The organism is Streptomyces sp. NPDC045956 (assembly GCF_056430705.1).
Map to the genome: position 1 here is coordinate 205,543 of NZ_JBWKKZ010000004.1, position 23,051 is coordinate 228,593.

The 23,051-nt window shown below is 74.8% G+C and carries 23 protein-coding genes; 12 read left to right on the plus strand and 11 right to left on the minus strand.

Translation table 11 applies throughout. From position 1 onward, the window contains the following. The gene (locus AC07FV_RS13110) at nucleotides 1–555 is read right to left on the minus strand and encodes a tripartite tricarboxylate transporter TctB family protein (protein WP_479086924.1); all 555 of its coding nucleotides are present in this window, start codon (nucleotides 553–555) and stop codon (nucleotides 1–3) included. Continuing rightward, nucleotides 552–1,538, minus strand: a complete 987-nt coding sequence (locus tag AC07FV_RS13115) for a Bug family tripartite tricarboxylate transporter substrate binding protein (RefSeq protein WP_479086926.1) — start codon at nucleotides 1,536–1,538, stop codon at nucleotides 552–554. Before AC07FV_RS13115 ends, AC07FV_RS13110 begins: the two co-directional genes overlap by 4 nt. 396 nt (nucleotides 1,539–1,934) lie before the next feature. Between AC07FV_RS13115 and AC07FV_RS13120 the strand changes: the two genes are divergently transcribed. Both AC07FV_RS13120 and AC07FV_RS13125 read left to right on the plus strand, forming a co-directional pair. Next, nucleotides 1,935–3,623 (plus strand): sensor histidine kinase, encoded by a 1,689-nt coding sequence (locus AC07FV_RS13120; RefSeq protein WP_479086928.1) that lies wholly within the window; start codon nucleotides 1,935–1,937, stop codon nucleotides 3,621–3,623. Further along, nucleotides 3,620–4,411 carry a response regulator gene (locus AC07FV_RS13125; protein ID WP_479086930.1) on the plus strand — a complete coding sequence of 264 codons (792 nt, stop codon included), beginning with the start codon at nucleotides 3,620–3,622 and terminating at the stop codon, nucleotides 4,409–4,411. The genes AC07FV_RS13120 and AC07FV_RS13125 overlap by 4 nt, the downstream gene beginning before the upstream one ends. 91 nt (nucleotides 4,412–4,502) lie before the next feature. Here AC07FV_RS13125 and AC07FV_RS13130 read toward each other — a convergent pair whose 3' ends face one another. Then, on the minus strand, nucleotides 4,503–5,093 hold the full coding sequence (locus tag AC07FV_RS13130; RefSeq protein WP_479086932.1) for a TetR/AcrR family transcriptional regulator: 591 nt from the start codon (nucleotides 5,091–5,093) through the stop codon (nucleotides 4,503–4,505). A gap of 263 nt (nucleotides 5,094–5,356) precedes the next feature. On the opposite strand from AC07FV_RS13130, the gene AC07FV_RS13135 reads away from it, so the two are divergent. From AC07FV_RS13135 to AC07FV_RS13150, 4 genes are read left to right on the plus strand one after another with little or no spacing between them, the layout of a single operon-like run. Then, on the plus strand, nucleotides 5,357–5,956 hold the full coding sequence (locus AC07FV_RS13135) for a (2Fe-2S)-binding protein (RefSeq protein WP_479086934.1): 600 nt from the start codon (nucleotides 5,357–5,359) through the stop codon (nucleotides 5,954–5,956). After that, nucleotides 5,953–6,945, plus strand: coding sequence for an FAD binding domain-containing protein (locus tag AC07FV_RS13140; RefSeq protein WP_479086936.1), 993 nt, complete (start codon nucleotides 5,953–5,955; stop codon nucleotides 6,943–6,945). The genes AC07FV_RS13135 and AC07FV_RS13140 overlap by 4 nt, the downstream gene beginning before the upstream one ends. Beyond that, nucleotides 6,942–9,092, plus strand: coding sequence for a xanthine dehydrogenase family protein molybdopterin-binding subunit (locus AC07FV_RS13145; protein ID WP_479086938.1), 2,151 nt, complete (start codon nucleotides 6,942–6,944; stop codon nucleotides 9,090–9,092). The genes AC07FV_RS13140 and AC07FV_RS13145 overlap by 4 nt, the downstream gene beginning before the upstream one ends. Then, complete coding sequence (locus tag AC07FV_RS13150; protein WP_479086940.1) at nucleotides 9,085–10,215, plus strand: XdhC family protein; 1,131 nt, start codon at nucleotides 9,085–9,087, stop codon at nucleotides 10,213–10,215. Before AC07FV_RS13145 ends, AC07FV_RS13150 begins: the two co-directional genes overlap by 8 nt. 37 nt (nucleotides 10,216–10,252) lie before the next feature. Here the strand turns inward: AC07FV_RS13150 and AC07FV_RS13155 are convergent, their stop codons facing one another. Genes AC07FV_RS13155 through AC07FV_RS13165 form a run of 3 tightly spaced genes read right to left on the minus strand, consistent with a single transcriptional unit; the run spans nucleotide 10,253 to nucleotide 12,941 of the window. After that, the gene (locus AC07FV_RS13155) at nucleotides 10,253–11,020 is read right to left on the minus strand and encodes a polysaccharide deacetylase family protein (RefSeq protein WP_479086942.1); all 768 of its coding nucleotides are present in this window, start codon (nucleotides 11,018–11,020) and stop codon (nucleotides 10,253–10,255) included. Between the two features lie 34 nt (nucleotides 11,021–11,054). Then, a complete protein-coding gene (locus AC07FV_RS13160; protein ID WP_479086944.1) occupies nucleotides 11,055–12,059 on the minus strand; it encodes a DMT family transporter in 1,005 nt (334 codons plus the stop codon). 27 nt (nucleotides 12,060–12,086) lie between these two features. Next, the gene (locus AC07FV_RS13165; RefSeq protein ID WP_479086945.1) at nucleotides 12,087–12,941 is read right to left on the minus strand and encodes an SDR family NAD(P)-dependent oxidoreductase; all 855 of its coding nucleotides are present in this window, start codon (nucleotides 12,939–12,941) and stop codon (nucleotides 12,087–12,089) included. Between the two features lie 184 nt (nucleotides 12,942–13,125). Here AC07FV_RS13165 and AC07FV_RS13170 point away from each other — a divergent pair, with 184 nt between their 5' ends. From AC07FV_RS13170 to AC07FV_RS13180, 3 genes are all read left to right on the plus strand, one after another. After that, a complete protein-coding gene (locus AC07FV_RS13170) occupies nucleotides 13,126–14,268 on the plus strand; it encodes an MGDG synthase family glycosyltransferase (RefSeq protein ID WP_479086947.1) in 1,143 nt (380 codons plus the stop codon). Nucleotides 14,269–14,472: 204 nt separating this feature from the next. Further along, nucleotides 14,473–14,859, plus strand: a complete 387-nt coding sequence (locus AC07FV_RS13175) for a DUF2267 domain-containing protein (RefSeq protein WP_479086949.1) — start codon at nucleotides 14,473–14,475, stop codon at nucleotides 14,857–14,859. A gap of 110 nt (nucleotides 14,860–14,969) precedes the next feature. Continuing rightward, on the plus strand, nucleotides 14,970–15,464 hold the full coding sequence (locus AC07FV_RS13180; protein WP_479086951.1) for a DUF1360 domain-containing protein: 495 nt from the start codon (nucleotides 14,970–14,972) through the stop codon (nucleotides 15,462–15,464). Between the two features lie 134 nt (nucleotides 15,465–15,598). Here the strand turns inward: AC07FV_RS13180 and AC07FV_RS13185 are convergent, their stop codons facing one another. Continuing rightward, nucleotides 15,599–15,997: a DUF5997 family protein gene (locus AC07FV_RS13185; protein ID WP_383636871.1), complete on the minus strand. Its 399-nt coding sequence runs from the start codon at nucleotides 15,995–15,997 to the stop codon at nucleotides 15,599–15,601. A 189-nt stretch (nucleotides 15,998–16,186) separates the two neighbouring features. Here AC07FV_RS13185 and AC07FV_RS13190 point away from each other — a divergent pair, with 189 nt between their 5' ends. Beyond that, nucleotides 16,187–17,014 carry a LysR substrate-binding domain-containing protein gene (locus AC07FV_RS13190; RefSeq protein WP_479086952.1) on the plus strand — a complete coding sequence of 276 codons (828 nt, stop codon included), beginning with the start codon at nucleotides 16,187–16,189 and terminating at the stop codon, nucleotides 17,012–17,014. Nucleotides 17,015–17,032: 18 nt separating this feature from the next. Here the strand turns inward: AC07FV_RS13190 and AC07FV_RS13195 are convergent, their stop codons facing one another. The 3 genes from AC07FV_RS13195 to AC07FV_RS13205 all read right to left on the minus strand — a co-directional run bounded on the left by AC07FV_RS13195 (nucleotide 17,033) and on the right by AC07FV_RS13205 (nucleotide 19,073). Beyond that, nucleotides 17,033–17,773: a DUF4142 domain-containing protein gene (locus AC07FV_RS13195; RefSeq protein ID WP_479086954.1), complete on the minus strand. Its 741-nt coding sequence runs from the start codon at nucleotides 17,771–17,773 to the stop codon at nucleotides 17,033–17,035. Nucleotides 17,774–17,872: 99 nt separating this feature from the next. Further along, nucleotides 17,873–18,568: an HAD family hydrolase gene (locus AC07FV_RS13200; RefSeq protein WP_479086956.1), complete on the minus strand. Its 696-nt coding sequence runs from the start codon at nucleotides 18,566–18,568 to the stop codon at nucleotides 17,873–17,875. Between the two features lie 28 nt (nucleotides 18,569–18,596). After that, nucleotides 18,597–19,073 carry an Lrp/AsnC family transcriptional regulator gene (locus AC07FV_RS13205; protein ID WP_356606641.1) on the minus strand — a complete coding sequence of 159 codons (477 nt, stop codon included), beginning with the start codon at nucleotides 19,071–19,073 and terminating at the stop codon, nucleotides 18,597–18,599. Between the two features lie 203 nt (nucleotides 19,074–19,276). On the opposite strand from AC07FV_RS13205, the gene AC07FV_RS13210 reads away from it, so the two are divergent. Both AC07FV_RS13210 and AC07FV_RS13215 read left to right on the plus strand, forming a co-directional pair. Further along, nucleotides 19,277–20,758: an FUSC family protein gene (locus AC07FV_RS13210; RefSeq protein WP_479086958.1), complete on the plus strand. Its 1,482-nt coding sequence runs from the start codon at nucleotides 19,277–19,279 to the stop codon at nucleotides 20,756–20,758. A gap of 156 nt (nucleotides 20,759–20,914) precedes the next feature. Further along, complete coding sequence (locus AC07FV_RS13215; RefSeq protein WP_479086959.1) at nucleotides 20,915–21,949, plus strand: lactonase family protein; 1,035 nt, start codon at nucleotides 20,915–20,917, stop codon at nucleotides 21,947–21,949. Nucleotides 21,950–22,119: 170 nt separating this feature from the next. Here the strand turns inward: AC07FV_RS13215 and AC07FV_RS13220 are convergent, their stop codons facing one another. Then, on the minus strand, nucleotides 22,120–23,040 hold the full coding sequence (locus tag AC07FV_RS13220; RefSeq protein ID WP_479086960.1) for a sirohydrochlorin chelatase: 921 nt from the start codon (nucleotides 23,038–23,040) through the stop codon (nucleotides 22,120–22,122). Nucleotides 23,041–23,051 lie beyond the last annotated feature (11 nt).

Below are 23,051 nucleotides of genomic sequence, written 5' to 3' on the forward strand. Positions count from 1 at the left end.
TCAGAGCACTCCCATCAGCGGACCGCCGGGCAGCGGAACTCCGAGCAGCTTGTCGAAGACGACGTAGGTGAGCAGGGACAGCACCGCGGCGATCAGTGGATCGCGGTCCGTCCGGCGGCTGCCGAGGGCGAAGGCGGCGCCCCAGAACAGGAGCGCACCGGCGACGGGGAATCCGGCCGGCTCGATGAGCACCGCCGAGCCGAGGAAGATCCCGGCGAGCAGCAGCACGGTGCGCCAGTCGGCCGGTTCGGACAGGTCGACGTCCTCGCCGCCCTCGGCCTCGCCCCGGCCGCCGCGCAGGACGTCCACGGCGAGCAGCGCGGCGATCAGCAGCAGGCCGGCGCCGACCAAGACGGGAACGGTCCTGGGGCCGACCGGCCCGCGCTGGGTGAGGTCGACGTCCATGGTGAACGCGTCGGTCAGGACCACGGCGCCGAGCGCCAACAGCAGTACGCACACGCCCAGTTCGGAGTGCTCGCGCAGCCAGGAGCGCCGCTCGGGCGACGGCGACGGCGACGGTTCCGGGGCGGGAGTCGATTCGGTCCGCGTCGTCACAGTCCCAGCTCCTTGAGTACCGACACCACACGCTTGTCCTGGGCGTCCAGGAACGCGCCGAACTTCTCACCGGTGAGGAAGGCGTCGTCCCAGCCGTTCTGCTCCAGGGACTTCTTCCACTCGGGGGAGGCGTGCAGCTCCTCGACCAGGCGGATCAGCTTGTCCCGCTCCGCGTCGGACAGGCCGGGCGGGGCGACGACGCCGCGCCAGTTGGTGAAGTCCACGTCGTAGCCGGACTCCTTGAGCGTCGGCGCCTGCGGGAGGTCGTCGACGCGCTCCGGGCCGGTCACCGCGAGCACCCTCAGCTCGCCCGCCCTGATCTGGTCCAGGTACTCGCCGACACCGGAGACCCCGAACCCGACCTTGTCGCCGAGGATCGAGGCGAGCAGCTCGCCGCCGCCGTCGAAGGGGATGTAGTTCACCGACCGGGGGGAGATCCCGGCCGCCTGGGCCATCAGCATCGGCGCGAGATGGTCGGGGCCGCCCGGCGAGGAGCCACCGCCCACCGGGACCTTGCCCGGGTCCTCCTTCCAGGCGCCGATCAGCTCGTCGATGGTCCGGTACGGCGAGTCCTTGGCGACCACCACGACGTCCTGCTCCTCGGTGAGGCGGGCGATCGGCGTGGTGTCGGCGAGGGTCTTGGGCGCGTGGTTGGAGCGGGCGGCGCCGACGACACCGAGGCCCATGGACATGGCGAGCTTGCCGTTGCCGTGCTCGCTCACCAGGCGGCTCAGCCCCACGGTGCCACCGGCGCCGGGCAGGTTGAACACCTCGATGTTGTGGGTCAGTCCGGCGTCCTCGGCGTTCTTAGCGGCGGTGCGGGCGGTGATGTCGTAGCCCCCGCCGGGCGTGTTGGGGACCATGAAGCGCAGGCCGGGGATCTGTGTGCCGTTCCCGGCGTCGCTGCCCGTGGAGAGCAACGGTGGTCCCACGAGGACGAGCACGGCGGCCCCGAGCAGGGCCAGGGGGGTGCGCAGGCGCACGTATGACACCACCTGTCGGTTGGGTAGATCGGTAGGGAGAGCCCTGTGGGGAGGGTGACGTGGGCCACATGGTGCCCGTGCCCCCGCTCCCTGTCTTCCTTGCGGAACCAAGGGAGGTTGTGGTCTTTGCGGTCACGGCCGTGCGGGTGCCGGGGCCCCGCGGTGCGTCTCCGAAGGGTCGCCGCTTCATCGACGGTTCATCGCCGGTTTATTGCGAAGACAACACATCCCTTTCCTTCGTCGCAGGTGGGCGCCATGATGGCGACCCGGCACAGCCGCCGGGCGCCCCGCCCTCGCGCCGCGCCCCCCGTCTCGCCCCGTACTCCCGCCCCCGCACCCCCCACCTCCGTACTCCCGCTCTCCAGTCCCCGCCCGTCCGTCGAGATCGAGTCCGCCGTGGCCCCCACCTTCCGCCGTCAGACCCTCGCGGGCGAGATGCTGGTCCTCCAGCTCGCCATCGTCGTGGTGGTCCTGCTCGCGGTCGCCGCCGTCTCGCTCGCCCAGTCCGAGGCCACGTTCAACCGCGTCGAGGGGCGCCGGGTCACCGCCCTGGCCGAACAGCTGGCCGCCACTCCGCTGGTCCGCAGCCAGCTCCTGCGTCCCGTGCCGCAGGAGGCCCTGGCCCCGCTGGTCAACTCCACACAGACCCAGTCCGGCGTCACCTCGGTCACGGTGGCCGACGCCGACGGCCGCGTGGTCAGCTCCACCGACCCCACGGCGATCGGTGGCCGTCTGCCGCGCGGCGAGGGGGCCGACGAGGGGCGCGGCTGGTCGGGGCCGCTGACGGTGCGGGGCGGCCGGGAACTGGTCGCCCAGGTGCCGGTGCTCGGCGCCACCCGGCAGACCCTCGGCCGGCACCTGGGCACGGTGATGGTCGGCGAGGCCGATCCCACGGTGTGGCAGCGGCTGAGCGGCGCCTCCTCCTACCTGCTGGCCTACCTCGGCATCGCGAGCGGCCTCGGAGTGGCCGGTTCCTGGCTCCTCGCCCGGCGCGTCAAACGGCAGACCCTCGGCCTCGAACCGCGCGAGATCGCCGGACTCGCCGAACACCGGGAGGCCATGCTCTACGGCATCGCCGAGGGCGTCGTCGCCCTCGATCCGCAGCACCGGCTCACCCTGGTCAACGAGATGGGCCGGCGCCTGCTCGACCTGCCGGCGGACTGCGTGGGCCAGAGCCTGGACGGCCTCGGCATCGACGGACGCCTGCGCGACGTCCTGGCCGGCGCCACCGACGCGGCGGACGCGGGCGACGCGGGACGGGTTGACGCGGAGCCGGGCGACGCGGGACGGGGCGACGAGGTCGTCGTCCGCCACGGCCGGGTCCTGGTGATGAACCGCATGACGGTGACGAAGGACGGCCGCCCCCTCGGCTCCGTCACCACCCTGCGCGACCGCACCGAACTGGCCCGTCTGGAAAGGGAGATCGGTGCCTTCCGCAGCACCTCCGAGTTGCTGCGGGCGCAGGCCCACGAGTTCGCCAACCAGCTGCACACCATCTCCGGCCTCATCCAGATCGGCGAGCAGGACGAGGTGGTGCGCTACATCCGCGCGCTCAACCAGCGCCGCCAGTCCCTGGACGTCACCCTCAGCCGCCGGGTCCGCGACACGGCCGTCGCCGCGCTGCTGACGGCGAAGTCCTCGCTCGCGGCCGAGCGCAGGGTCGCCCTGCGCGTCTCGGACCGCACGGCGCTCGACCGGCTGGCCCCGGCGGACGCCGCCGACGTGGCGACCGTGGTCGGCAACCTCGTCGACAACGCCGTGGACGCCGCCGCGGCGCCCGGCGACGGCCAGGAGGCGTGGGTGGAGGTCGAGCTGCGGCAGGACGCCACCGGCGTCGAGATCGTGGTGCGCGACTCGGGGCCGGGGGTGGCCCCCGAGCTGGCCCGTGAGGTGTTCTCGCACGGCTTCACCACCAAGGCCGCCCGGCAGGGCGAACGCGGCATCGGCCTGGCACTGACCCGGCTGGTCTGCGAACGCCACGGCGGTGAGATCTCGGTGACCAACACCCCCGAGGGCGCCATGTTCACCGCACGCATGACCGTCGGCCAGCACACCGAAGCGGTGGCGGAAGGAGCAGCACCATGACGGGTACCAGCGGCCCCGCCGCCGCGACGGGAGCGGCGGCCCACGACGCCGGGGCCCCGATCGGCGTGCTGGTCGTCGACGACGACTTCATGGTGGCCCGGGTCCACCGGGCCTTCGTCGGACGCGTCGAGCCCTTCCGGGTCGTCGGCGTGGCCGGCACCGGCGAGGAGGCCCTCGCGGCGGTCGGGGAGCTGCGCCCCGACCTCGTCCTGCTCGACCTGTACCTGCCGGACGTCTTCGGCCTCGACGTCATTCCCCGGCTGCGCGCCGCCGGCCACGACTGCGACGTCATGGTCATCAGCGCGGCCCGGGAGGCGGACGCCGTGCGCGGCGCCGTCCGGCACGGCGTGGTCGACTACCTGCTCAAACCCTTCGAGTTCGAGGACCTGCGGGTCCGGCTGGAGCGCTACGCCGTCCAGCGGGGCCGCCTGCTCGGCACGGTGGTCCGCAGTCAGGCCGACGTCGACCGCGTACTGGCCGCGGCGGCACCGGCCGCCGCGGTGCCGGCGTTGCCCAAGGGCATGAGCGTGGAGACCGCCGAGCTGGTCGAACGGACCCTGCGTGCGGCCGACGACACCCTGTCCGCCAGCGAGTGCGCGGCCCTGACCGGCGTGTCCCGGGTCAGTGCCCGCCGCTACCTGGAGTACTTCCACACCGTCGGCAGCGCGGACGTGTCCCTGCGGTACGGCGTGGCCGGGCGGCCGGAACGCCGCTACCGCTTCCGGGAGCGTCCCGCGGGGCTCGGGACGGCCGGGGCCGCGCCCGGTGCCCGGCCGCCGGGCCGGTGAGCGCGCACCGGGAGCCGGGAGGACGGCACGACGGAACAGCCCGAGCGTTGCCCGTCCGGTGCGGAAGGCGGGGCAGGCGGGGCCGGCGCGCTCACCGGCCGGGCGCGCCCGCCCGCAGTCCGTCCATCACCAGGTCCAGGAGCCGGGTGACTCTCGGCTGCCAGTCCTCGCGCGGGTCGACCTGCCAGAGGCCGCCGATGGCGAGAAGGAAGTCGTCCGCCGTGACGCCGGGGCGGATGGTCCCGGCCTCCTCGTTGGCGCGGAGCAGGAGTTCGGCCGCGTCCACCACGGGTGTGGGGCCCGGCTTGACCGGCCCTCCGGGTGTGGAGGTGACCAGCCTGATCGCGTCCGCCAGCCCGGCCTTGGTCATGGCGAACCGGGCCAGGCGGTCCATCCACTCGCGCAGGGCCCGCTCGGGGTCCCGGGTGGCCAGCAACTGTCGCGCGGCTTCGGCCACCTGCTGCATCTCGTAGCGGTAGACCTCCAGGACGAGCGCCTCGCGGTGCGGGAAGTTGCGGTAGACGGTGCCCTGCCCCACGCCCGCCTTCCTGGCGATGGCGCTCAGCGGCGCGTCCGCGCAGCGCGTCAGTTCCTCCCTGGCCACTTCCAGGATGCGCTCGCGGTTGCGCTGGGCGTCCGAGCGCAGGGGAGCGTCCTTCTTGTCCCTGCCCGGGTGAGGCACTCCTCCTCCTTCCACGGTCATGGCCGAATACCGTCCTTGCTAAGCGGACAACTGTCCGTTACGTTTTCATGAGCGGACAGTTGTCCGGTTGCTGGCCACGATAGCGGCGGAACGGGTCGGCGTGACCCGCAGGTGCGCTCGAACACGGGCGAAACCATTCTCCGCGGTCCCTCTTCCGCCTCACCGGACACAGCCGACAGCCCACAGCCCAGTCACCGGACCCAGTCACCAGACGCAGTCACCAGACACAAAGAAGGCTGATCATGGCCCCAGCGCCCTCGTCGACGTCCAGCGCCGTCGTCCTGACCATCAACGGCGAGAAGCACGAGCTGACCGTCGACCACCGCACCACCCTGCTCGACGCCCTGCGCGAGCGCCTCGACCTCACCGGCACCAAGAAGGGCTGCGACCAGGGGCAGTGCGGCGCCTGCACCGTCCTGGTCGACGGGCGCCGCGCCGTCTCCTGCCTGAACCTCGCCGTCGCCGCCGAGGGGCGGGAGATCACCACCATCGAGGGCATGGCCGACGGCGACCGGCTGCACCCGGTGCAGCAGGCCTTCCTCGACCTCGACGGCTACCAGTGCGGCTACTGCACGCCCGGCCAGATCTGCTCGGCCGTCGCCGTCATCGAGGAGCACGCGGCCGGCTGGCCCAGCGCCGCCACCGAGGACGTCCGCCCCGAGGCGGGACCCCCACCCCTGACACCGGAGGAGATCCGCGAACGCATGAGCGGCAACCTGTGCCGCTGCGGTGCCTACGTCTCCATCGTCCAGGCGGTCGCCCGCGCGGCCGAGGCCCACGACGCCACGGCCCACGAGGGCGACGGTGCCCGCGAGGGCTCCACCGAGGGGGCGGCGGCATGAGGGAGTTCGGCTACCAGCGCGCCGACGACGTCTCCGGCGCGGTGGCACTGCTCGCCGCCGACCCGGACGCCCGCTTCCTCGGCGGCGGCACCAACCTCGTCGACCTGATGAAGTCCGGCGTCGAGCGCCCCGCCCGCCTCGTCGACGTCCGCGACCTCCCCCTGGACGGCATCGGACCGACCGCCGACGGCGGCCTGCGCATCGGCGCGACCGTCACCAACAGCGACCTCGCCGCCCACCCCGAAGTGCGCCGCCGCTACCCGGCGTTGACCCAGGCGGTGCTGGCCGGCGCCTCCGGGCAGCTGCGCAACATGGCCACCGTCGGCGGCAACCTGCTCCAGCGCACCCGCTGCGGCTACTTCACCGACGTGAGCAAGCCGTGCAACAAGCGCGTCCCCGGCAGCGGTTGCCCCGCCGTCACCGGCGAGCACCACAACCACGCCGTACTCGGCGCCTCCGACCACTGCGTGGCCGTGCACCCCTCGGACATGGGCGTCGCCCTCACCGCCTTCGACGCGGTCGTCTCCTACGAGACACCGGACGGACCGGGCGAGTCGCCGCTCGCCGACTTCTACCTCCCCGTCGGCGACACCCCGCACCGCGAGACCGCCCTGCCGCCCGGCGCGCTGATCACCGGAGTGACCCTGCCGGCCGCCCCGGTCGCCGCCCGCTCCCGCTACCGCAAGGTCCGCGAGCGCGCCTCGTACGCCTTCGCGATCGGCTCGGTCGCCGCCGCGCTCGACGTCGAGGACGGCGTCGTACGCGACGCACGGCTGGCCTTCGGCGCGGTCGCCTCCCGGCCCTGGCGGGCCCGTGCCGCCGAGGCCGTGCTGATCGGCGCCCCGGCCGACGGCGCGACCTACGCAGCCGCCGCGGACGCCGAACTCGCCGCCGCCAGGCCGCTGCCCGACAACGGATACAAGGTGACCCTCATGCGCAACCTCGTGGTGGCCGTCCTGACCGAACTCACCGAGGAGGCCGCCCGATGAGCACCGCCACCACCGGCCCCGCGACGGTGAAGGGCGCCGTCGGCACCTCGCACACGCGCGTGGAGGGCCGCGACAAGGTCACCGGAGCGGCCCGCTACGCCGGCGAGATCCCCTTCGCCGACCTCGCGCACGGCTGGCTGGTGCTGTCCACCGTCGCCCGCGGCCGCATCCGCTCGATGGACACCGACGCCGCCCTCGGCATGCCGGGCGTACTCACCGTCCTGCACCACGGCAACGCCCCGCGCCTCGACACCGACTACATCGGCATGCTGGGCATCCCGCCGGACCCGACCGCCGCAGTCTTCCAGGACGAGCGGGTGCCGCACGCGGGCTGGCCGGTCGCCCTGGTCGTCGCCGAGACGCCCGAGCAGGCGCGGGAGGCGGCCGAGGCCCTCGCCGTCACGTACGACACGGAGCCGCACGACATCGCGCTCACGGCGGACCACCCCGGCGCCTACCCGGCCGACGGACACATGCCGGCGGAGACCGAGAAGGGCGACCTGGCGGCCGGGCTGGCCGCGTCCGCCGTCGTCGTCGACGAGGAGTACACCACTCCCGAAGAGCACCACAGCATGATGGAGCCGCACGCGGCCACGGCCCGGTGGGACGGCGGCCGGCTGGAGGTCGTCGACTCCAACCAGGGCGCCACCTGGGTCCAGGGCGAGCTGGCGAAGATGTTCTCCCTCGACGAGTCCGCGGTACGGGTGCGCTCCGAGCACATCGGCGGCGGCTTCGGCAGCAAGGGCCTGCGCGCCCACCAGGTGTCCGCGGTCATGGCGGCGACCCTTCTGCAACGCCCGGTGCGGGTGGTGATGACACGGCGGCAGATGTTCTCGCTGGCCGGCTACCGCAGCCCCACCTCCCAGCGCGTACGGCTCGGCGCCGACGCCGACGGCCGGCTGCGCGCCCTGGAGCACCGTTCGCTGAACCAGACGTCGACCTTCTACGAGTTCGTCGAGCCCGGCGCCGGCGTCGCCAGGGTGATGTACGACGCCGAGGCCCACCGCACCGCCAACCACGTCGTACGGCTCGACGTGCCGTCCCCGACCTTCATGCGGGCGCCGGGCGAGGCGCCGGGATCCTTCGCGATCGAGGTGGCGCTCGACGAACTCGCCGAGCGCTGCGGCGTCGACCCGATCGAGCTGCGCCTGCGCAACGAGCCCGACGTCGGCCCGGTCTCCGGCCTGCCGTTCAGCAGCCGCAACCTCGCGGCCTGCTTCCGCGAGGGAGCCCGGCGGTTCGGCTGGGCCGAGCGCGACCCGCGCCCCGGTGTGCGCCGGGACGGGCGCTGGCTGCTGGGCACCGGTACGGCCGCCGCCTCCTTCGGAGCGGGCGCCGGTCCCTCCACGGCCCTGCTGACCGCGGAGGCCGACGGCACCTTCACCGTGCGGATCGCCGCCGCCGACATCGGCACCGGTGCCCGTACCGCCCTGACCCTGGTCGCCGCCGACGCGCTGGAGGTGGCGCCCGAGCGGGTCCGGGTGCGGATCGGGGACAGCGACTTCGGGCCGGCGATGATCGCGGGCGGCTCCATGGGCACGCGGTCCTGGGCGTGGGCGATCACGGCGGCGGCCGGTGAACTGCGCGAGCGGCTCGCCCTCGGCACGGCCGTCCCGCCGGAGGGCATCACCGTGCGCTCCGACACCACCGAGGCGCTCGGTGCCCTCGCGCAGAAGGAACGTCACTCCTTCGGTGCGCAGTTCGCCGAGGTCGCCGTGGACACCGCGACCGGTGAGGTGCGGGTGCGCCGGATGCTCGGCATCTTCGCGGCCGGGCGCATCGTCAACCCGCTCACCGCCCGCAACCAGCTCGTCGGCGGCATGGTCTGGGGCATCTCCATGGCCCTGCACGAGGAGGCGGTCCGGGAGCGGGTGAGCGGCGGCCTCTACGGCCCCGACCTCGCCGGCTACCACGTCGCCAGCCACGCGGACGTCCAGGACGTCCAGGCGGACTGGGTCGACGACCCCGACCCGGACGACCCGGTCGGCATCAAGGGCGTCGGTGAGATCGGCATCGTCGGCGCGGCGGCGGCCGTCGCCAACGCCGTCCGGCACGCCACCGGGGTGCGCCACCGGAACCTGCCCATCCGGCCCGACCGCGTGCTCTCGGCCCCGGCACCCGACGGCGGGGGAGCGGACGGTGCTTGACATCGCCGACGAGCTGGACGGATGGCTCACCGAGGGTCGGGCTTTCGCGGTCGCCACGGTCGTCTCCGTCGGCGGCAGCGCGCCGCGCGGCCCCGGCGCCGCCCTCGCCGTCGACAGCGCGGGCACGGCGATCGGGTCGGTCTCCGGCGGCTGCGTCGAGGGCGCGGTGTACGAGTTGTGCGCCGAGGCACTGCGGAACGGCGAGCCCGTGCGGCAGCGGTTCGGCTACAGCGACGAGGACGCCTTCGCGGTGGGACTGACCTGCGGCGGGGTCATCGACGTACTGGTCACGCCGGTCGGCGCGGACGCGCCCGTACGGGAGGTCCTCCGGGGGGCCCTGTCGACCGCCGCCCGGGGCGGGACCGCGGCCCTCGCCCGGGTCGTCGAGGGCCCGGCCGGGCTGCTGGGCCGGGCCCTGCTCGTCCGCCCCGACGGCTCGTACGACGGAGGGCTCGGCGGCCACCCGGACCTGGACCGCACGGCGGTGGCCGAGGCCCGGGCCCTGCTGGAGGCCGGCCGCACCGGCACGGTCGGCCTCTCGGAGGACGGCTCGCACTGCCCCGGCGGACTCACGCTGCTCGTCGAGTCCAGGGTGCCGCCACCCCGCATGATCGTCTTCGGGGCGGTCGACTTCGCCGCGGCGCTGGTGCGGGCCGGCAAGTTCCTCGGCCACCACGTGACCGTGTGCGACGCCCGGCCCGTCTTCGCCACCGCGGCCCGCTTCCCCGAGGCCGACGAGGTGGTCGTCGACTGGCCGCACCGCTACCTGCGGAGCACGCCGACCGACGAACGCACGGTGCTGTGCGTCCTCACCCATGACGCCAAGTTCGACGTACCGCTGCTGACGGAGGCCCTGCGGACGCCGGTCGCGTACGTCGGTGCCATGGGCTCGCGCCGCACCCACGAGGACCGCGACCGGAGGCTGCGCGAGGCGGGCCTGACCGAACGGGAGCTGTCCCGGCTCCGCTCACCGATCGGCCTGGACCTCGGCGCCCGGACGCCCGAGGAGACCGCGCTCTCCATCGCGGCGGAGATCGTCGCCACCCGGCGCGGCGGAACGGGCGCGCCCCTCACGGGCGGGGCGGCACCGATCCACCGCGACCTCACGGGCGTGGCCGCCTGACGCCTGCCGGCCGGTGGTGGCTGCCCGGTCGGGGCCGTCACCGGGCCGGAGCCGGTGCGGGCCGCGCGTCCGGCCGGCCCACCGCGTGTTCCCCCAGCGGCCCCACCGTCAGCCCCGCCTCCCGGCAGTCGCGCACGATGCCGGGCAGCGCGCCGAGCGCCGACCGCCAGCTGCCGGGGGCGGAGGCGTGGTCGGTGTCGTGGAGGAGGACCGTGCCGCCTCCGCGCAGGTCCGCCGCGACGGCGGCCCGGACCGACGCGGGCGTGGCGTCCGGCCGCCAGTCCTTCCCCCACGCGGTCCACAGCACCGGCCGCAGCCCCGCCCGGTGTGCCGCGGCCCAGCGTCCGGAGGTGAGGATGCCGTAGGGCGGGCGGTACCAGAACGGCACGTGCCCGGCGACCTCGCCCACCGCGTGGGCCGCCCGCAGCAGCTCGCGCGCGTCCCGCGCCGGGGCCGGTGTCCAGGGGCGGTCGTGCGACCAGCCGTGGACGGCGAGTTCGTGTCCCCGCCGGGCCTGCTCACGGGCCGTCGCCGGGTGGCGGACGACGTCCTCGCCGAGCAGGAAGAACGTGGCCCGTACGCCCAGCTCGTCCAGCAGGTCGAGGAAGCGCGGGGTGGACGCCGGATCGGGGCCGTCGTCGAAGGTGAGTGCGACGTGGCCGGGGCGGCCCAGTCCCGCCAGACCCGGGAACGCGCGCCGGCGGAACCCCGGCAGCCAGGTCGCGGCCGGGCCGATGTGGGCCAGCGCGAGGGCCATCGGAGCGGCGGCGCACACCGCCGCTCCGATGGCCGGTCTCCTGCGCATCGTGTGCCTCCTGTCCCGGGGCCGCGCGGACCCCTCATGCCCCCCAGCGGTCCTGATCCCGGTCCTCCTGCCGATCCCGTTCCCGACCGCCGTCACGCTCCCGCTCCCCTTCACGTCCCGGCCCGTGCTCCGCCCGTCGTCCGCCCGGCCGAGGCCCGTCCCGCGCCGCGGGGGCCGTGTCCCACGCCCCGTGGACCGACGGCGCCCGGGCCAGTCCGATGCTGCCGAGGCCGATCAGTGCCACGCCGATCAGCTCGGGCACCACCCGCACCCCGAGGGCGATCTCCTCGCCGAACAGCGCCCAGCCCAGGGCGACGCTGGTCAGCGCGTCGCCGAGGGTCAGCGCCGGCTGCGACGCCGCGAGGGTTCCCGCCCGCAGCGCGCTCTGGAGCAGCAGGAAACTGACGACCCCGACGACCGCCGTGGCGTACGGGGGCCACTGGGTCAGCACCGCGCCCACCCCCTGGGGCAGGCGACCGGTGACCTCCTTCAGCAGTGCCGCGGTACCGCCGAACGCCACCGCGGACGCCGATCCGAACAGCGCGGCGCGGGGCGCGCCCCGCACCAGGCCGCCGACCGAGGCGAGGGCCGTCACCAGGACGAACAGCACCAGGCCCGCCCAGCCCCAGCGCCCCGGGGTGGCGGTGTCCTGACCGGCCGAAGGGCTGGCGGCACCGAGGAACAGCGCGAGCCCCACCGCCAGGGCCACGAAGGCCAGCCAGGTCCGCAGGTCGGGCCGCCGGTGGAAGACGACGCTGCCGACCATCAGGGTGAAGAGCAGCTCCGTGGCCATGAGCGGCTGGACGACGGCCAGGCTGCCCACCGACAGCGCGGCCCCCTGGAGGACCGTGGTCAGCGCGAGCAGCGCCGCGCCGCCCACCCAGTACGGGTCGCGCACCAGCCGCAGCAGCGAGCGCACCGCCGTGTGGACGGCGCCCGCCCGGTCCTCGTCCTGCGCCGCGGCCCGGCGTTGCAGGACCGATGCCGCGGCGTTGGACAGCGCCGCGAACAGGGCGAGGACGACGGTGAGGACACTCACCGCCGCGCGTTCCCGCTCATCCGGAACTCACCCGAACCGCGAGGCCAGTCGCCGGTACAGACCCGGAGCCGCACCCCGCACCCGGCACGGCAGCCGCAGCCAGCCGGGGACGTAGACCTCGTCCCGGCCCCGGACCACCGCGGTCCGCACCGCCTCGGCCACCCGCTCGGCGGACACGGGACGGGGCCGTGACCGCCGGTAGGGCGTCCCGCGGCGCTCGAAGAACGGCGTGTCGACGACACCGGGCACCACATGCGTCACCCCCACCCCGGTGCCCCGCAACTCGTAGCGCAGGGCGTCCGCGAAGGCGCCGACCGCGGCCTTGGCGGCGGAGTACACGGCCTCGTCGCGCACCGCCACGCTGCCCGCCAGCGATCCGATGAGCACCACCCGCCCGGACCCGGCCTCCACCATCCCCGGCAGCACCAGCCGTACCAGCCGCAGAGTGGCCGGCACGTTGATCTCCAGCACCTCGTCGATGGTGTGCGGCGGCATGTCCACGAACTCCCCGGCCCAGCCGACCCCGGCCCCGGCCACCAGGAGGTCCACGGGGCCCACCGTCGCCAGCGTGAAGTCGGCGAGCTGCCGATCGGCCCCGGGAAGGGTCAGGTCCGCCGCGAAGGCGGTGGCCGACGCGTCCTCGGCGACCGCACGCAGCCGGGACGGGTCGCGTCCGCTGAGCACCAGCCGCCAGTCACCCTCGTCGCCCAGCCGGCGGGCCACGGCCGCGCCGATGCCGGAGGACGCCCCGGTCACGAGCGCGGTGCGGGTCCGCGTGCCCCGGCCGCCGACGGGCTCCCGCCGGGGCCTGGCGTGATCCGCGTCGGGCGCGACGACCCGCGGTCCGGGGGCCGACCGGGGGTGGGAGAAGGCATGGACCATGAGGACCACCTTGGCTCGGGGCGGACACCGGCGAGCGGCTGACCGGGCGGTCGGGCTCCGGCGTCCGGCCGGACGGGCGATCACGGAGTATCCCCGACAGCGCGCCCGAAACGCCCGGTTGTGCGGCGGTTTGGATCGTGGCGCACGGGCAACCCGGGCCGCCGTGCGTCCTCGCAGTTCATCGATGTCCCGCCGTGCGGCGGACCCCCCGCCCGGTCCGCCGGACGGACGGCGCCTGCTGGTGCTCAGCGCGAGCATGGGCGCCGGGCACGACACGGTCGCCGCCGAAATCGTCCGGCGGGCCGAGGAGCGCGGTGAGACGGCCGTGACCGTCGACGTCCTCACGCTGCTGCCGTACGGCCTGGGCGGGGCGCTGCGACGCTTCTACCGCGGGTCGGTCCGCCACTTCCCCTGGGCGTACGCCCTCCTGTACCGCCTGTTCCTGCGCCCCGGCACCGGACGCCGCCCCGGCGGCACGCCCCTGGCCCGGCTGGCCGGCGGCCGGCTGCGGGAGCTGACCGAGCGCACGGGCGCCGACGTCGTCGTCCCCGTCTTCCACCTCGGCGCCCAGCTGACCGGCCACCTGCGGGCCCGGGGCCTGCTGCCCGTGCCCAGCGTCGTCCTCGTGATCGACTTCGCGGTCCACCGGCAGTGGCTCCACGCCGGCAACGACCACGTCCTGTGCCTCACCCCGGACGCGGCCCGCGAGGTGCGGGAGAGCACCGGCACACGCGCGTCGACGTGCGGTCCGGTCGTGGCGCCCGAGTTCTTCGCCGACCCTCCAGGGGCGGCCGGATGGCGTGGTCTTCTCGACCGGCTCGGTCCGGGGCGGCCCGCCGTGGTGCTGTCCGCCGGCGCCTGGGGGGTCGGCTCGCGGCTGCGCCCCACCGTCCGGTTCCTGGCGGACCACGGGTTCCTGCCGGTCGTGCTCTGCGGGGACAACGAGCGGCTGCGCCGTGCGCTGTCCGGGACCCCGGGAGTGCTGGCGCTGGGCTGGGTGACGGACATGCCCGGTCTGCTGCACGCCGCCCGCGCCCTGGTCGACAACGCGGCCGGCCAGACCGCCGTACAGGCACTCGCCGCCGGCCTGCCGGTCGTGGGGCACCGCCCGATCCCCGGCCACGGTGCGGACGGCGTCCGGCGGATGGCCGCACTGGGCGTCTCGGACCTCGCCGAGGACGACACCGCGCTGCTCCGCGCGCTGCGGCGGCTCACCGCCCCCGGCCCGGCCCGGCGGGAGCGGATCGCCGCCGGACGGGCGCTGTTCACCGACGACGCCGTGACCCGGTTGCTGGCCCTCACCGACGCCCGGCGGACGAGCCGGTGAGGCGACCGACGCGCCGCGACCGGCCCGCCACGGACCGCGCGTCCACGTCAGGCGTGGAGTCACGTGCCCGGGCGTCCGGGCGCGCCGAGCCCGAGCGATCCCGAGGCCCGTTCCCCCTCCGCCCCGATCGCCGTCCCGTGCCCGTTTCCGCCACCGGGCCACGGGCACCCGGCCCGCAGGAGCACCGGTGGAAGGAGGCACGCCGTGCGGCTCGACGCATTCCTGACCCTGGTCCGTGACCGCGGCGAGTACCACAGCGAGGACGAGGCCGAGCAGGTCAGCGCGGCCGTCCTCTGGGCGGTGGCGTCCCGGGTGGGACCGGAGGAGGCCGCCGCGCTGGCCTCCGACCTGCCGGCACCGCTCGGCGACGCGCTGCGCCTGGAACGCGGACACCCGGAGACCTTCGGCCGCGAGGAGTTCCTCCGACGCGTGGCCCAGCAGACCGGGGCCCGGCCGCGCACCGCGGAGTGGGACGCGGGCGCCGTACTCTCGACCCTCACCGAAGCCGTCCCCGACGAACGCGTCGACCGTCTCCTGACCCACCTGCCCGCGGACTGCGCCGATCTCTTCGGCCGGACCGCGGAGCGCTGAGACCGACCCGGTTCCATGCGTGTGGACGGACGGACCCGGTTCCACGCGTGTGGACGGCGGGAACCGGGCACCCGGCTCCCGTCCGAGAGGCGGTTCAGGAGGAGGCATCCATGACGGACGGTGAACAGCGCCACGACGGCGCGGAGGAGGAGACTCCGCTCGGCGGGTACGCGGCGCTCGCGACGACCTTCGCGGCAGGCGTCGCGGTCTTCGCGGCGACCGCCCGGCGCCGCGGGCTGCGACTGCCGGACACCGTCCCGCCCTGGGACCTGGCCCTGCTCGGGACGGCGACGTTCAAGGCCTCACGGCTGCTGACCAAGGACAAGGTCACCGGCTTCCTGCGGGCTCCCTTCACCCGGCACGAGCATGACGGCGACGAGGCCGTGGTGGGGGAAACGCCGCGCGGGAAGGGCCTGCGCCGGGCCGTGGGCGACCTCGTGACCTGCCCGTTCTGCGCCTCCGCCTGGGTGGCCGGCGGGCTCGTCGGCACCTACGCCGTCGCTCCCCGGGCCGCCCGGCTGCTGAGCGCGGGTCTGAGCGCCGTGGCCGTGTCGGACTGGCTGCAGTACGCCTGGAGCCTGACGGAGCAGAAGGCCGAGGAGTGAGCGCCGAGGAGTGAGCGCAGGGGGGCGGGCCGATAGGTCGGTGGGCCGCGGACGGCCGCGAGCCGGCGCGCACGGTGAGACGGTGACGGTGACGGTGACCGGTCCCGTGCCCGCGAGCACGTCCGTCGCGTACGTCAGTCGCGCTCGGCCCGCTCCGCGCGCTCGGCGTGCAGCTTCTTCACGCGGGCCGTCTCCTTGCGCACGTCGGCCTGGACGTTCTGCTCCCGCTCCAGCCATTCCGGGCGCTCCTGCTTCAGCGCCTCGATCTGGTCCGTGGTGAGCGGTTCCGAGACGCCGCCCCGGTGCAGGCCCGCGATGGAGACACCCAGCTTGGCCGCCACCACCGGCCGCGGGTGCGGACCGTCGCGCCGCAGGTCCCGCAGCCAGGACGGCGGATCGGTCTGGAGCGCGTTCAGCTCGGCGCGCGTGACGACGCCCTCCCGGAACTCGGCGGGTGTGGCCTCGAGGTACACACCCAGCTTCTTGGCCGCGGTCGCGGGCTTCATGGTCTGGGTGTTCTGGTGCGACGTCATGGTGACAAGGGTATCGAGCGTGCGAGCGACCGCCGACCACGCCGGGTGACGGCGGAACCCGGCCCCCCGGCGACCACGTCCTCGGCCACGGGCGTCGACCTGGTCCCTCGTCCCCCGGCTCTCGCCCCCCGGTTCTCTCGCCCCCGGTCCTCGACCGCGCTCCGCGACCACGCCCGGTAACCTGGCCGGGTGACTGGCTCGGTAGAACCCCCCTCGTTCCGGCTCGCCTACGTCCCGGGGGTGACGCCCGACAAATGGGTGCGCATCTGGAACGAGCGAGTGCGCGACGTCCCGTTGTCCCTGACCCAGACGACCCCCGCCGAAGCGGGCGGCGTGCTGCTGGCCGGTGACGCCGACGCCGGACTGGTCCGGCTGCCCGTCGACCGGACCGTGTTCAGCGCGATCCCGCTCTACACCGAGACCACGGTCGTGGTGGTCCCCAAGGACCACCTCGTCACCGCGGCCGACGAGGTGACCGTCGAGGACCTGGGCGACGAGATCGTGCTGCACCCCCTGGACGACGTCCTCGGCTGGGAGCGGCCGCCCGGCCGGCCCGCGCTCGAGCGTCCGGCCACCACGGCGGACGCCGTCGAGCTGGTCGCGGCCGGGATCGGTGTGCTGCTCGTGCCGCTGTCCCTGGCCCGGCTGCACCACCGCAAGGACCTCACGTACCGGACGGTCACGGACGCGCCCGAGTCGGGCGTGGCGCTGTGCTGGCCGGAGGACGCGCACACGGACCGCGTGGAGGACCTGATCGGCATCGTCCGGGGCCGGACCGTCAACAGCACCCGCGGCAGGCCGGCCGCCACGGCACAGCAGGGCGAGCGCACCGGAGCGGCCCACGCCGGGCGCAAGCCGACCACGGGGGGACGGGCCGGCGGCGGAGGGAAGAGCGGAGGGAAAGGCGGCGCCCAGGGCGGAGCCAGGAGCGGCGCCAAGGGCGGAGCCAGGGGCGGCGGCAAGGGAAGCGGTGCCGGCAAGGGCGGCGGGCGGCGCGGCAGGCCCCGCCAGCGGTGACACGGAGGGGCGGCCGCGTCAGCGGACCGTCGGACCGGGCGTCGGCGCCGAGGTGTTGACGTCCAGCCCGGGCGGCTGGGTGAGGGAGAGCACCGGCTCACCCGGCTGCGGCGCCGGTGGCGTGAGCTGCACCTTGGGCAGGCCGGGCGGGGCAGACTGCTGGAAGTTGACCTGGTCGAAATTGACCAGGCCGGTCTTCTCCAGCACGGTGATGTGATCCAGGACCGTGTCGTTGGCCTGGTCGGCCAGCTGCCGCACCAGGGAGTTCTTGGTGTTGGCGCGGATCTTGGCGATCGCCGGGAAGATCTGGCCGTGCGTGATGCGCATGATGTTGACCGCCGTCGTGTCGAACTGCTTGCCCGTGGTCCCGTCCACGGTCGACACGAACTGCTGCTGCTGCGGGGAAGCCAGGTTGGGCAGGGTGATCCCCAGCTCGGGCGCGATCTTGCGGCAGGTCGCGTCGAGCCGCGAGTGCCCGACGACGAGGTGCTCCCCGGCCTCCTTCATCTCCGGGGTCGTCCCCCGCTCCATCGCCATCAGCCCCAGCGGGTGCTCCCACAGCCCCGCGGCCCTGACCTTCACCACGAAGTCCCGGTCGGCCTCGGTGACCGGCCCGTACAGCGTGTTGGTGATCACGCGGTCCTGGGCACTGGACGTGTTCTGCACCCCGAGCATGGTCGGATACGCGAGCGCGGTGAGGGTGAGGACCAGGGCACCGGCCACGAAGGCGGTCCCTGCCGTGGTGCGCGTGATGCGCATCGTGCCTCCTGGGGCGAGGGCAGACTCGGACACCAGGAGGTACGGACGCGGGCGGCGAACCGATCACCTCCCCGGGCAAAATCTCGGCGTCCGGTACGGTCAGGCGGTCCGGGCCGCCCGTACGAGCCACTCGTACGCCGCCCGCGCCGTGAACTCCGCCTGCCCTCCGCGCACCAGCAGGCCGGCGGTGGCGAACTCCGGGGCATCGGCCTGCGCCGCGAGGTACGGGACCGCGATGCAGCGCATTCCGGCCGCGTGCGCGGCGGCGGCTCCGGGGGCGGCGTCCTCCAGGACCACGCAGTCGCCCGGGTCCGCCCCGAGCCGGCGGGCCGCCTCCAGGAAGACGTCGGGGGCGGGCTTGCCCTCGCTGACCTCGTCCGCCGAGACGACCGTGCGCAGCCACGCGTCCAGCCCGGTGCGGGCCAGGATCGCCGCGATGGCCTCGGGTGACGAACCCGACGCCACCGCCAGAGGCACCCCGTGGTCCGCCAGCAGTTCGACGAACGCGCGCATCTGCGGGTACGCGCGGACCGAGGTGTGCGCGAGTTCCAGGTAGTGGCGGTTCTTGACGGCCAGCAGTTCCTCCACCGGGGCCCGCAGGCCGTAGCGCCGCCTCCAGTCGGCGACGGTCTCCCGGGTGCTGATGCCCACGTACCCCTCGTGGTCCGCCCACCCGAAGTCCGGCACGCCGTACTCGGCCAGGGTCCGACGGCCCGCTTCGTAGTAGTTCGGCTCGCTGTCCACGAGCGTTCCGTCGAGATCGAAGATGACCGAGATGCCGCCGAGAGTGCTCATGGTGCCCAGCATGCCAAGGGGCCGTGGGTCACTTCCGCGCCGTCCGCCCGATCGACTCCACCAGGGGCAGCAGCCGGTGCGGGACGCGCTCGCGCAGCGCCACCTCGCTGCGGGTCCGCACGACGCCGGGCAGGCTGATCAGCTTCTGGACCACGTCCTCCAGATGTGCGTTGTCGCGCGCCACCACGCGGGTCATCAGGTCACCGCCGCCCGTGATGGAGAAGGCCTCGACGATCTCCGGGACGGCGGCCAGCGCCTCGCCGACCTCGTCCAGGTGGCCCTGGGTCACCTCGATGTGCACGAAGGCGAGGACCGGGTGGCCCAAGGCGGCGGGGGAGAGGGAGGGTGCGGTGCCGGTGATCACACCGTCCCGTTCCAGGCGGTCCAGCCGGGCCTGGAGCGTGCCCCGGGCGACCCCGAGGAGGCGCGCGTACTCGCGCACGCTGGTGCGCGGCCGCTCCAGCAGCAGCCGGAGGATGCGGGTGTCGAGTTCGTCGACCGCCATGGTGCCGGTTCCCTTCGTCGGCCATTGGCTCTTCGGTGGCCGTGGAAGTGCCGCGGAAACTGTACCAATGGCCCACTCGTGCGCGGGCCTGTTGAGCCAGTGGTGGAAGAGATGCTCCTATAGACGAGTCGATGGCGCTGCGGATCCCGCGGCGCCTTTTTCGTGCCGGTGACGTCCGGGTCGGTAGAAGGGGGCGGTAATCAGTGCTGAAGAGGGTGTTCGTGAGCCCGGACCCGGGGCGGACGCGGCTGCGGTTCGCCGCCCGGGCCGTCCTCGGTATCGGTCTGGCCGTCGTCGTCTGCGGTCTGGCCGGCACCTCCCTGGTGGGTGCCGTCATCGGCGGGCTCGCCGCGCTGCTCGCCCTGTTCACCGTCACCGACGCCACCGTGCGCGGGCAGGCGCTGACCACCGCGCTGCTGCCGGCCACCGGACTGCCCGTGCTCGCCGCGGCGGCCGCACTGCACGACCTCCCCGTGGCACGGGACCTCACCTTCCTCGCCGTCGTCGGCGTGGGCGTGTACGCCCGGCGCTGGGGTCCGCGCGGGCACAGCCTCGGCGTGTTCGCCTTCATGACCTTCTTCGTCGCCCAGTTCCTGCACGCGACCACGGACCGGCTGCCCGAGATGTTCGCGGCCGTCCTGCTGTCCGTGGCCGTCGCCGCGGCGGTGCGCTTCGGCATGTGGTGCTACGAGCGACGCCTGCCCCCGCCCGCCGTCCCCGCGCCGCCGTGGGGGCACCGCATCACCACCCGCCAGGCCGTCCAGGCCACGGCGGGCGCCGGTTTCGCCCTGGTCGTGGGCCAGCTGGTGTCCGACGAGCGCTGGTACTGGGCCGTCGGTGCCACCTGGTGGGTGTTCGTCAACACCACCTCGCGCGGCGAGACCCTGGTCCGCGGCTTCCGCCGGGTCCTCGGCACGGTCGTCGGCATCGGTCTCGGCTTCCTCGTCGCCGTCCCGGTCGCCGGGTCCGCGGTGCCCACCGCCGTGCTCGCCGCCGCCTGCGTCTTCGGCATCTTCTACACCGCCGCCGTCTCCTACACCTGGATGATGCTCTGCGTGACGCTCCTCGCCGAGCTGCTCTACGGCCTGCTGGGCGTCCTCACCCCCGGGCTGCTCGCCCTGCGGCTCGTGGAGACCGGAGTGGGCGCGCTGGGAGCCGCGCTCGCGGTGCTGTTCGTCCTGCCCGTCACCACGCACGCCGTCAACGACGCCTGGATCCAGCGCGCCCTGCGCTGCGTCCACGCCTGCACCGCCGAGGCGGCCGCACGCCTCGCCGGGACCGAGGGCGCCGACCCGGCACCGCGGGTGGCCGAGCTGGAGCAGCTCCTCGGCCGGGTACGGCTGTCGCTCGCCCCGCTCGTGCACCCGCTGAACCCGATGTACGGCCGCAAGCGCCGCGCCCGCCGGGTCCTCGCGCTGCTCGACGACTGCGCCCGGGAGATCCGCGGCCTGGTCGCCGTCGCCGCCGACCCCGAGGCCTCGCACGACGCACGGTTGGCCGCCGCCTGCTGGCGGGTCGAGCACGCCGTCGAGGCACTCACCGGAGGCGGAGCGGTCCCCGCCCGGGCCGAGGGACCCGGTGCCACCGAACCCGCGCTGGTCCACCTCCACGGCGTGGAACGCGCCCTGGCCGAACTCGCCGCGCCACTGCACGCCCCCTCCCGCTCACCGATCGCCGGCGCCTGATCCCGCCCGGCCCCGCGTCACCCGTTTGGTCTAGACCGCAGCTGATCGACTGCTACCGTCGCCCCGGGGCAGACGATCAGTCGGCGCTCGACCAGGAGCCGCACGAGCGGCGCGAGGCGTACGAGGCGGCGTGAGCCGACACGAGAGGGGCCAGCGGTGGCAGACGGCGGCAGGCGGCAGCGACGGGCGTTCATCGGGTCGTTCACGGCGGCCGGCGGGCCCGGCATCGTCATGGCGGCCGTCGCACCCGACACCGGTGCGCTGACGGTCCTGAACGGCACGGACCGCCTGCCCGACCCCTCCTACCTGGCGCTGGCGCCCGACGGGGACACGCTCTACGCGGTCAGCGAGACGGCCGAGGGCGCGGTGGCCGCCTACCGGGTGAGCGGGGACAAACCCGAGCCCGCCGGGCGGCCGGTGTCCGTCGGGGGCGACGGGCCGACCCACCTCAGCCTGCACGCCGGACACGTCCTGACCGCCAACTACGGCTCCGGCAGCGTCACCGCCGTGCCGGTCCGGCCCGACGGCACCCTCGCCCGCACCCCGTCCGGCGTCCTCCGGCACACCGGCTCCGGCCCGCACGCCCAGCGCCAGCAGGGACCGCACGCCCACCAGGTGCGGCCCGACCCGAGCGGGCGGTGGGTGGTCAGCGTGGACCTCGGCACCGACTCGGTGCGGGTCTGCACCCTGACGGACGGCGTCCTCGCCGTGCACCGGGAGATCGCGCTGCGCCCCGGCTCGGGCCCCCGGCACCTGGCGTTCCACCCGGACGGCTCCCGCGCCTACGTGGTCAACGAACTGGCGCCGACGGTCACCGTCTGCCAGTGGGACGCCGCCGACGGCGTCCTTCAGCCGGTCAGCGAGGTGCCGGTGCTGCCCGGGGCTCCGTCCGGTGACGCCTACCCGTCCGGGATCGTCGTCTCGTCCGACGGCCGCTTCGTGTGGACCGCGACCCGCGGTGAGGACGTCCTGTCCGTGTTCGCCGTCGAGACGGACGGGCTGCGGCTGTCCGGGACCGTGCCGTGCGGCGGGCACTGGCCGCGGGAGATCACCGAGTCGGGCGGCTTCCTGTACGCGGCCAACGAGCGCTCGGGAGACGTGACCTGGTTCGTCCCGGACCCGGAGACGGGCGTCCCCCGGCGGGCCGGCTCGCTCGCGGTGCCCGCGGCGTCCTGCGTGGTCTTCGGCTGACCGGCGCGGCCGGCGGCCCTTCGCCGGTTCCGCCGGACCCCGGCGGCCACGCGCCGCAGGTCACACGGTGGCCCCGGCGAACCACGCGACCGTACGACGGAAGGGGCCCGCTCCTGCAACGGAGCGGGCCCCTTCCGTCGTACGGGTCGCGCCTGCGCCCGCCGCGCGCGTCAGCGGACCGGCGTGCCCTGCGGCTGCTGCGGCGAGATGCCGAGCGCCGTCGTGTACTTGGCCAGCGTCAGCTTCCCGATGGCCGGGTAGGGGCCGAGGGGCTCGGCGGTGGAGCAGCCCGCCTCCTGGGCCGCCTCCGCCAGCAGGCTCGCCTCGATCTCCGGGCCGATCAGGTACGGCGCGAGCGCCAGCTGCTGGGAACCGGAGGAACGCAGCTGCTCGGCCACCGAGGCGATCGAGCCCTCGTCGTCCAGGGCCGCCGCCATCACCGGCACCGCGAGGCGCGCGGCGAGCAGCATGCCGGTGATCCCGGCCGCCTGCACGGCCTCGTCACCGCCCACGGAGGCCAGGATGATGCCGTCCGCGGCGGTCGCCACGGTGAACAGGCGGGCACGGTCGGCGCGGGCCAGTCCGGCCTCGGAGAGCCGCACGTGCAGCGCCTCGGCCAGCAGCGGGTGCGGGCCGAGCACGTCGGTCAGCTCGGCCGCGATCCGGCTGTCCATGACGGCCTGCCGGATGCGGCGCAGCAGCGCGTTGTCCGGGCCGGCGAGCAGGGGCACGACGACGGCGACGGGGCCCTCGGGCTCCTTCACGTCAAGACCGGCGGCGACCGCCTGCTCGTAGCGTGCCGCGCGTTCCTCGGCGGCGTGTACGAGCACGGTCGACAGGGAGGGGAACTCCTCGTCGTCCCCGTCGAGGTGGCCGATCCGCGCGTCGAGGCCGGGAAGCTCCGAGCGGGCGATGCTGATGACCTCGTCGGCGAGGCCTCGGGTGGCGCTGCTGGGCGTCCCCGGCACCGCGAGGACGAGCGCCGGCGCGCCCTCGGGAGCCACCAGCGGTTCGGGACGGCGGTGCCGTCCGGGCTGGCGGGGGCGCGGCATTCGTACTGGCAGGCCGGCGGGCCCAGTGGGGGAGCTCATGGCGCCGCATG

What these genes read in the sequence shown, in the direction of transcription:
- AC07FV_RS13125 (WP_479086930.1), top strand. Translation starts at nt 3,620, where the DNA reads ATGACGGGTACCAGCGGCCCCGCCGCCGCGACGGGAGCGGCGGCCCAC.
- AC07FV_RS13135 (WP_479086934.1), top strand. Translation starts at nt 5,357, where the DNA reads ATGGCCCCAGCGCCCTCGTCGACGTCCAGCGCCGTCGTCCTGACCATC.
- AC07FV_RS13140 (WP_479086936.1), top strand. Translation starts at nt 5,953, where the DNA reads ATGAGGGAGTTCGGCTACCAGCGCGCCGACGACGTCTCCGGCGCGGTG.
- AC07FV_RS13145 (WP_479086938.1), top strand. Translation starts at nt 6,942, where the DNA reads ATGAGCACCGCCACCACCGGCCCCGCGACGGTGAAGGGCGCCGTCGGC.
- AC07FV_RS13155 (WP_479086942.1), bottom strand. Translation starts at nt 11,020, where the DNA reads ATGCGCAGGAGACCGGCCATCGGAGCGGCGGTGTGCGCCGCCGCTCCG.
- AC07FV_RS13165 (WP_479086945.1), bottom strand. Translation starts at nt 12,941, where the DNA reads ATGGTCCATGCCTTCTCCCACCCCCGGTCGGCCCCCGGACCGCGGGTC.
- AC07FV_RS13170 (WP_479086947.1), top strand. Translation starts at nt 13,126, where the DNA reads ATGTCCCGCCGTGCGGCGGACCCCCCGCCCGGTCCGCCGGACGGACGG.
- AC07FV_RS13180 (WP_479086951.1), top strand. Translation starts at nt 14,970, where the DNA reads ATGACGGACGGTGAACAGCGCCACGACGGCGCGGAGGAGGAGACTCCG.
- AC07FV_RS13185 (WP_383636871.1), bottom strand. Translation starts at nt 15,997, where the DNA reads ATGACGTCGCACCAGAACACCCAGACCATGAAGCCCGCGACCGCGGCC.
- AC07FV_RS13195 (WP_479086954.1), bottom strand. Translation starts at nt 17,773, where the DNA reads ATGCGCATCACGCGCACCACGGCAGGGACCGCCTTCGTGGCCGGTGCC.
- AC07FV_RS13200 (WP_479086956.1), bottom strand. Translation starts at nt 18,568, where the DNA reads ATGAGCACTCTCGGCGGCATCTCGGTCATCTTCGATCTCGACGGAACG.
- AC07FV_RS13205 (WP_356606641.1), bottom strand. Translation starts at nt 19,073, where the DNA reads ATGGCGGTCGACGAACTCGACACCCGCATCCTCCGGCTGCTGCTGGAG.
- AC07FV_RS13220 (WP_479086960.1), bottom strand. Translation starts at nt 23,040, where the DNA reads ATGAGCTCCCCCACTGGGCCCGCCGGCCTGCCAGTACGAATGCCGCGC.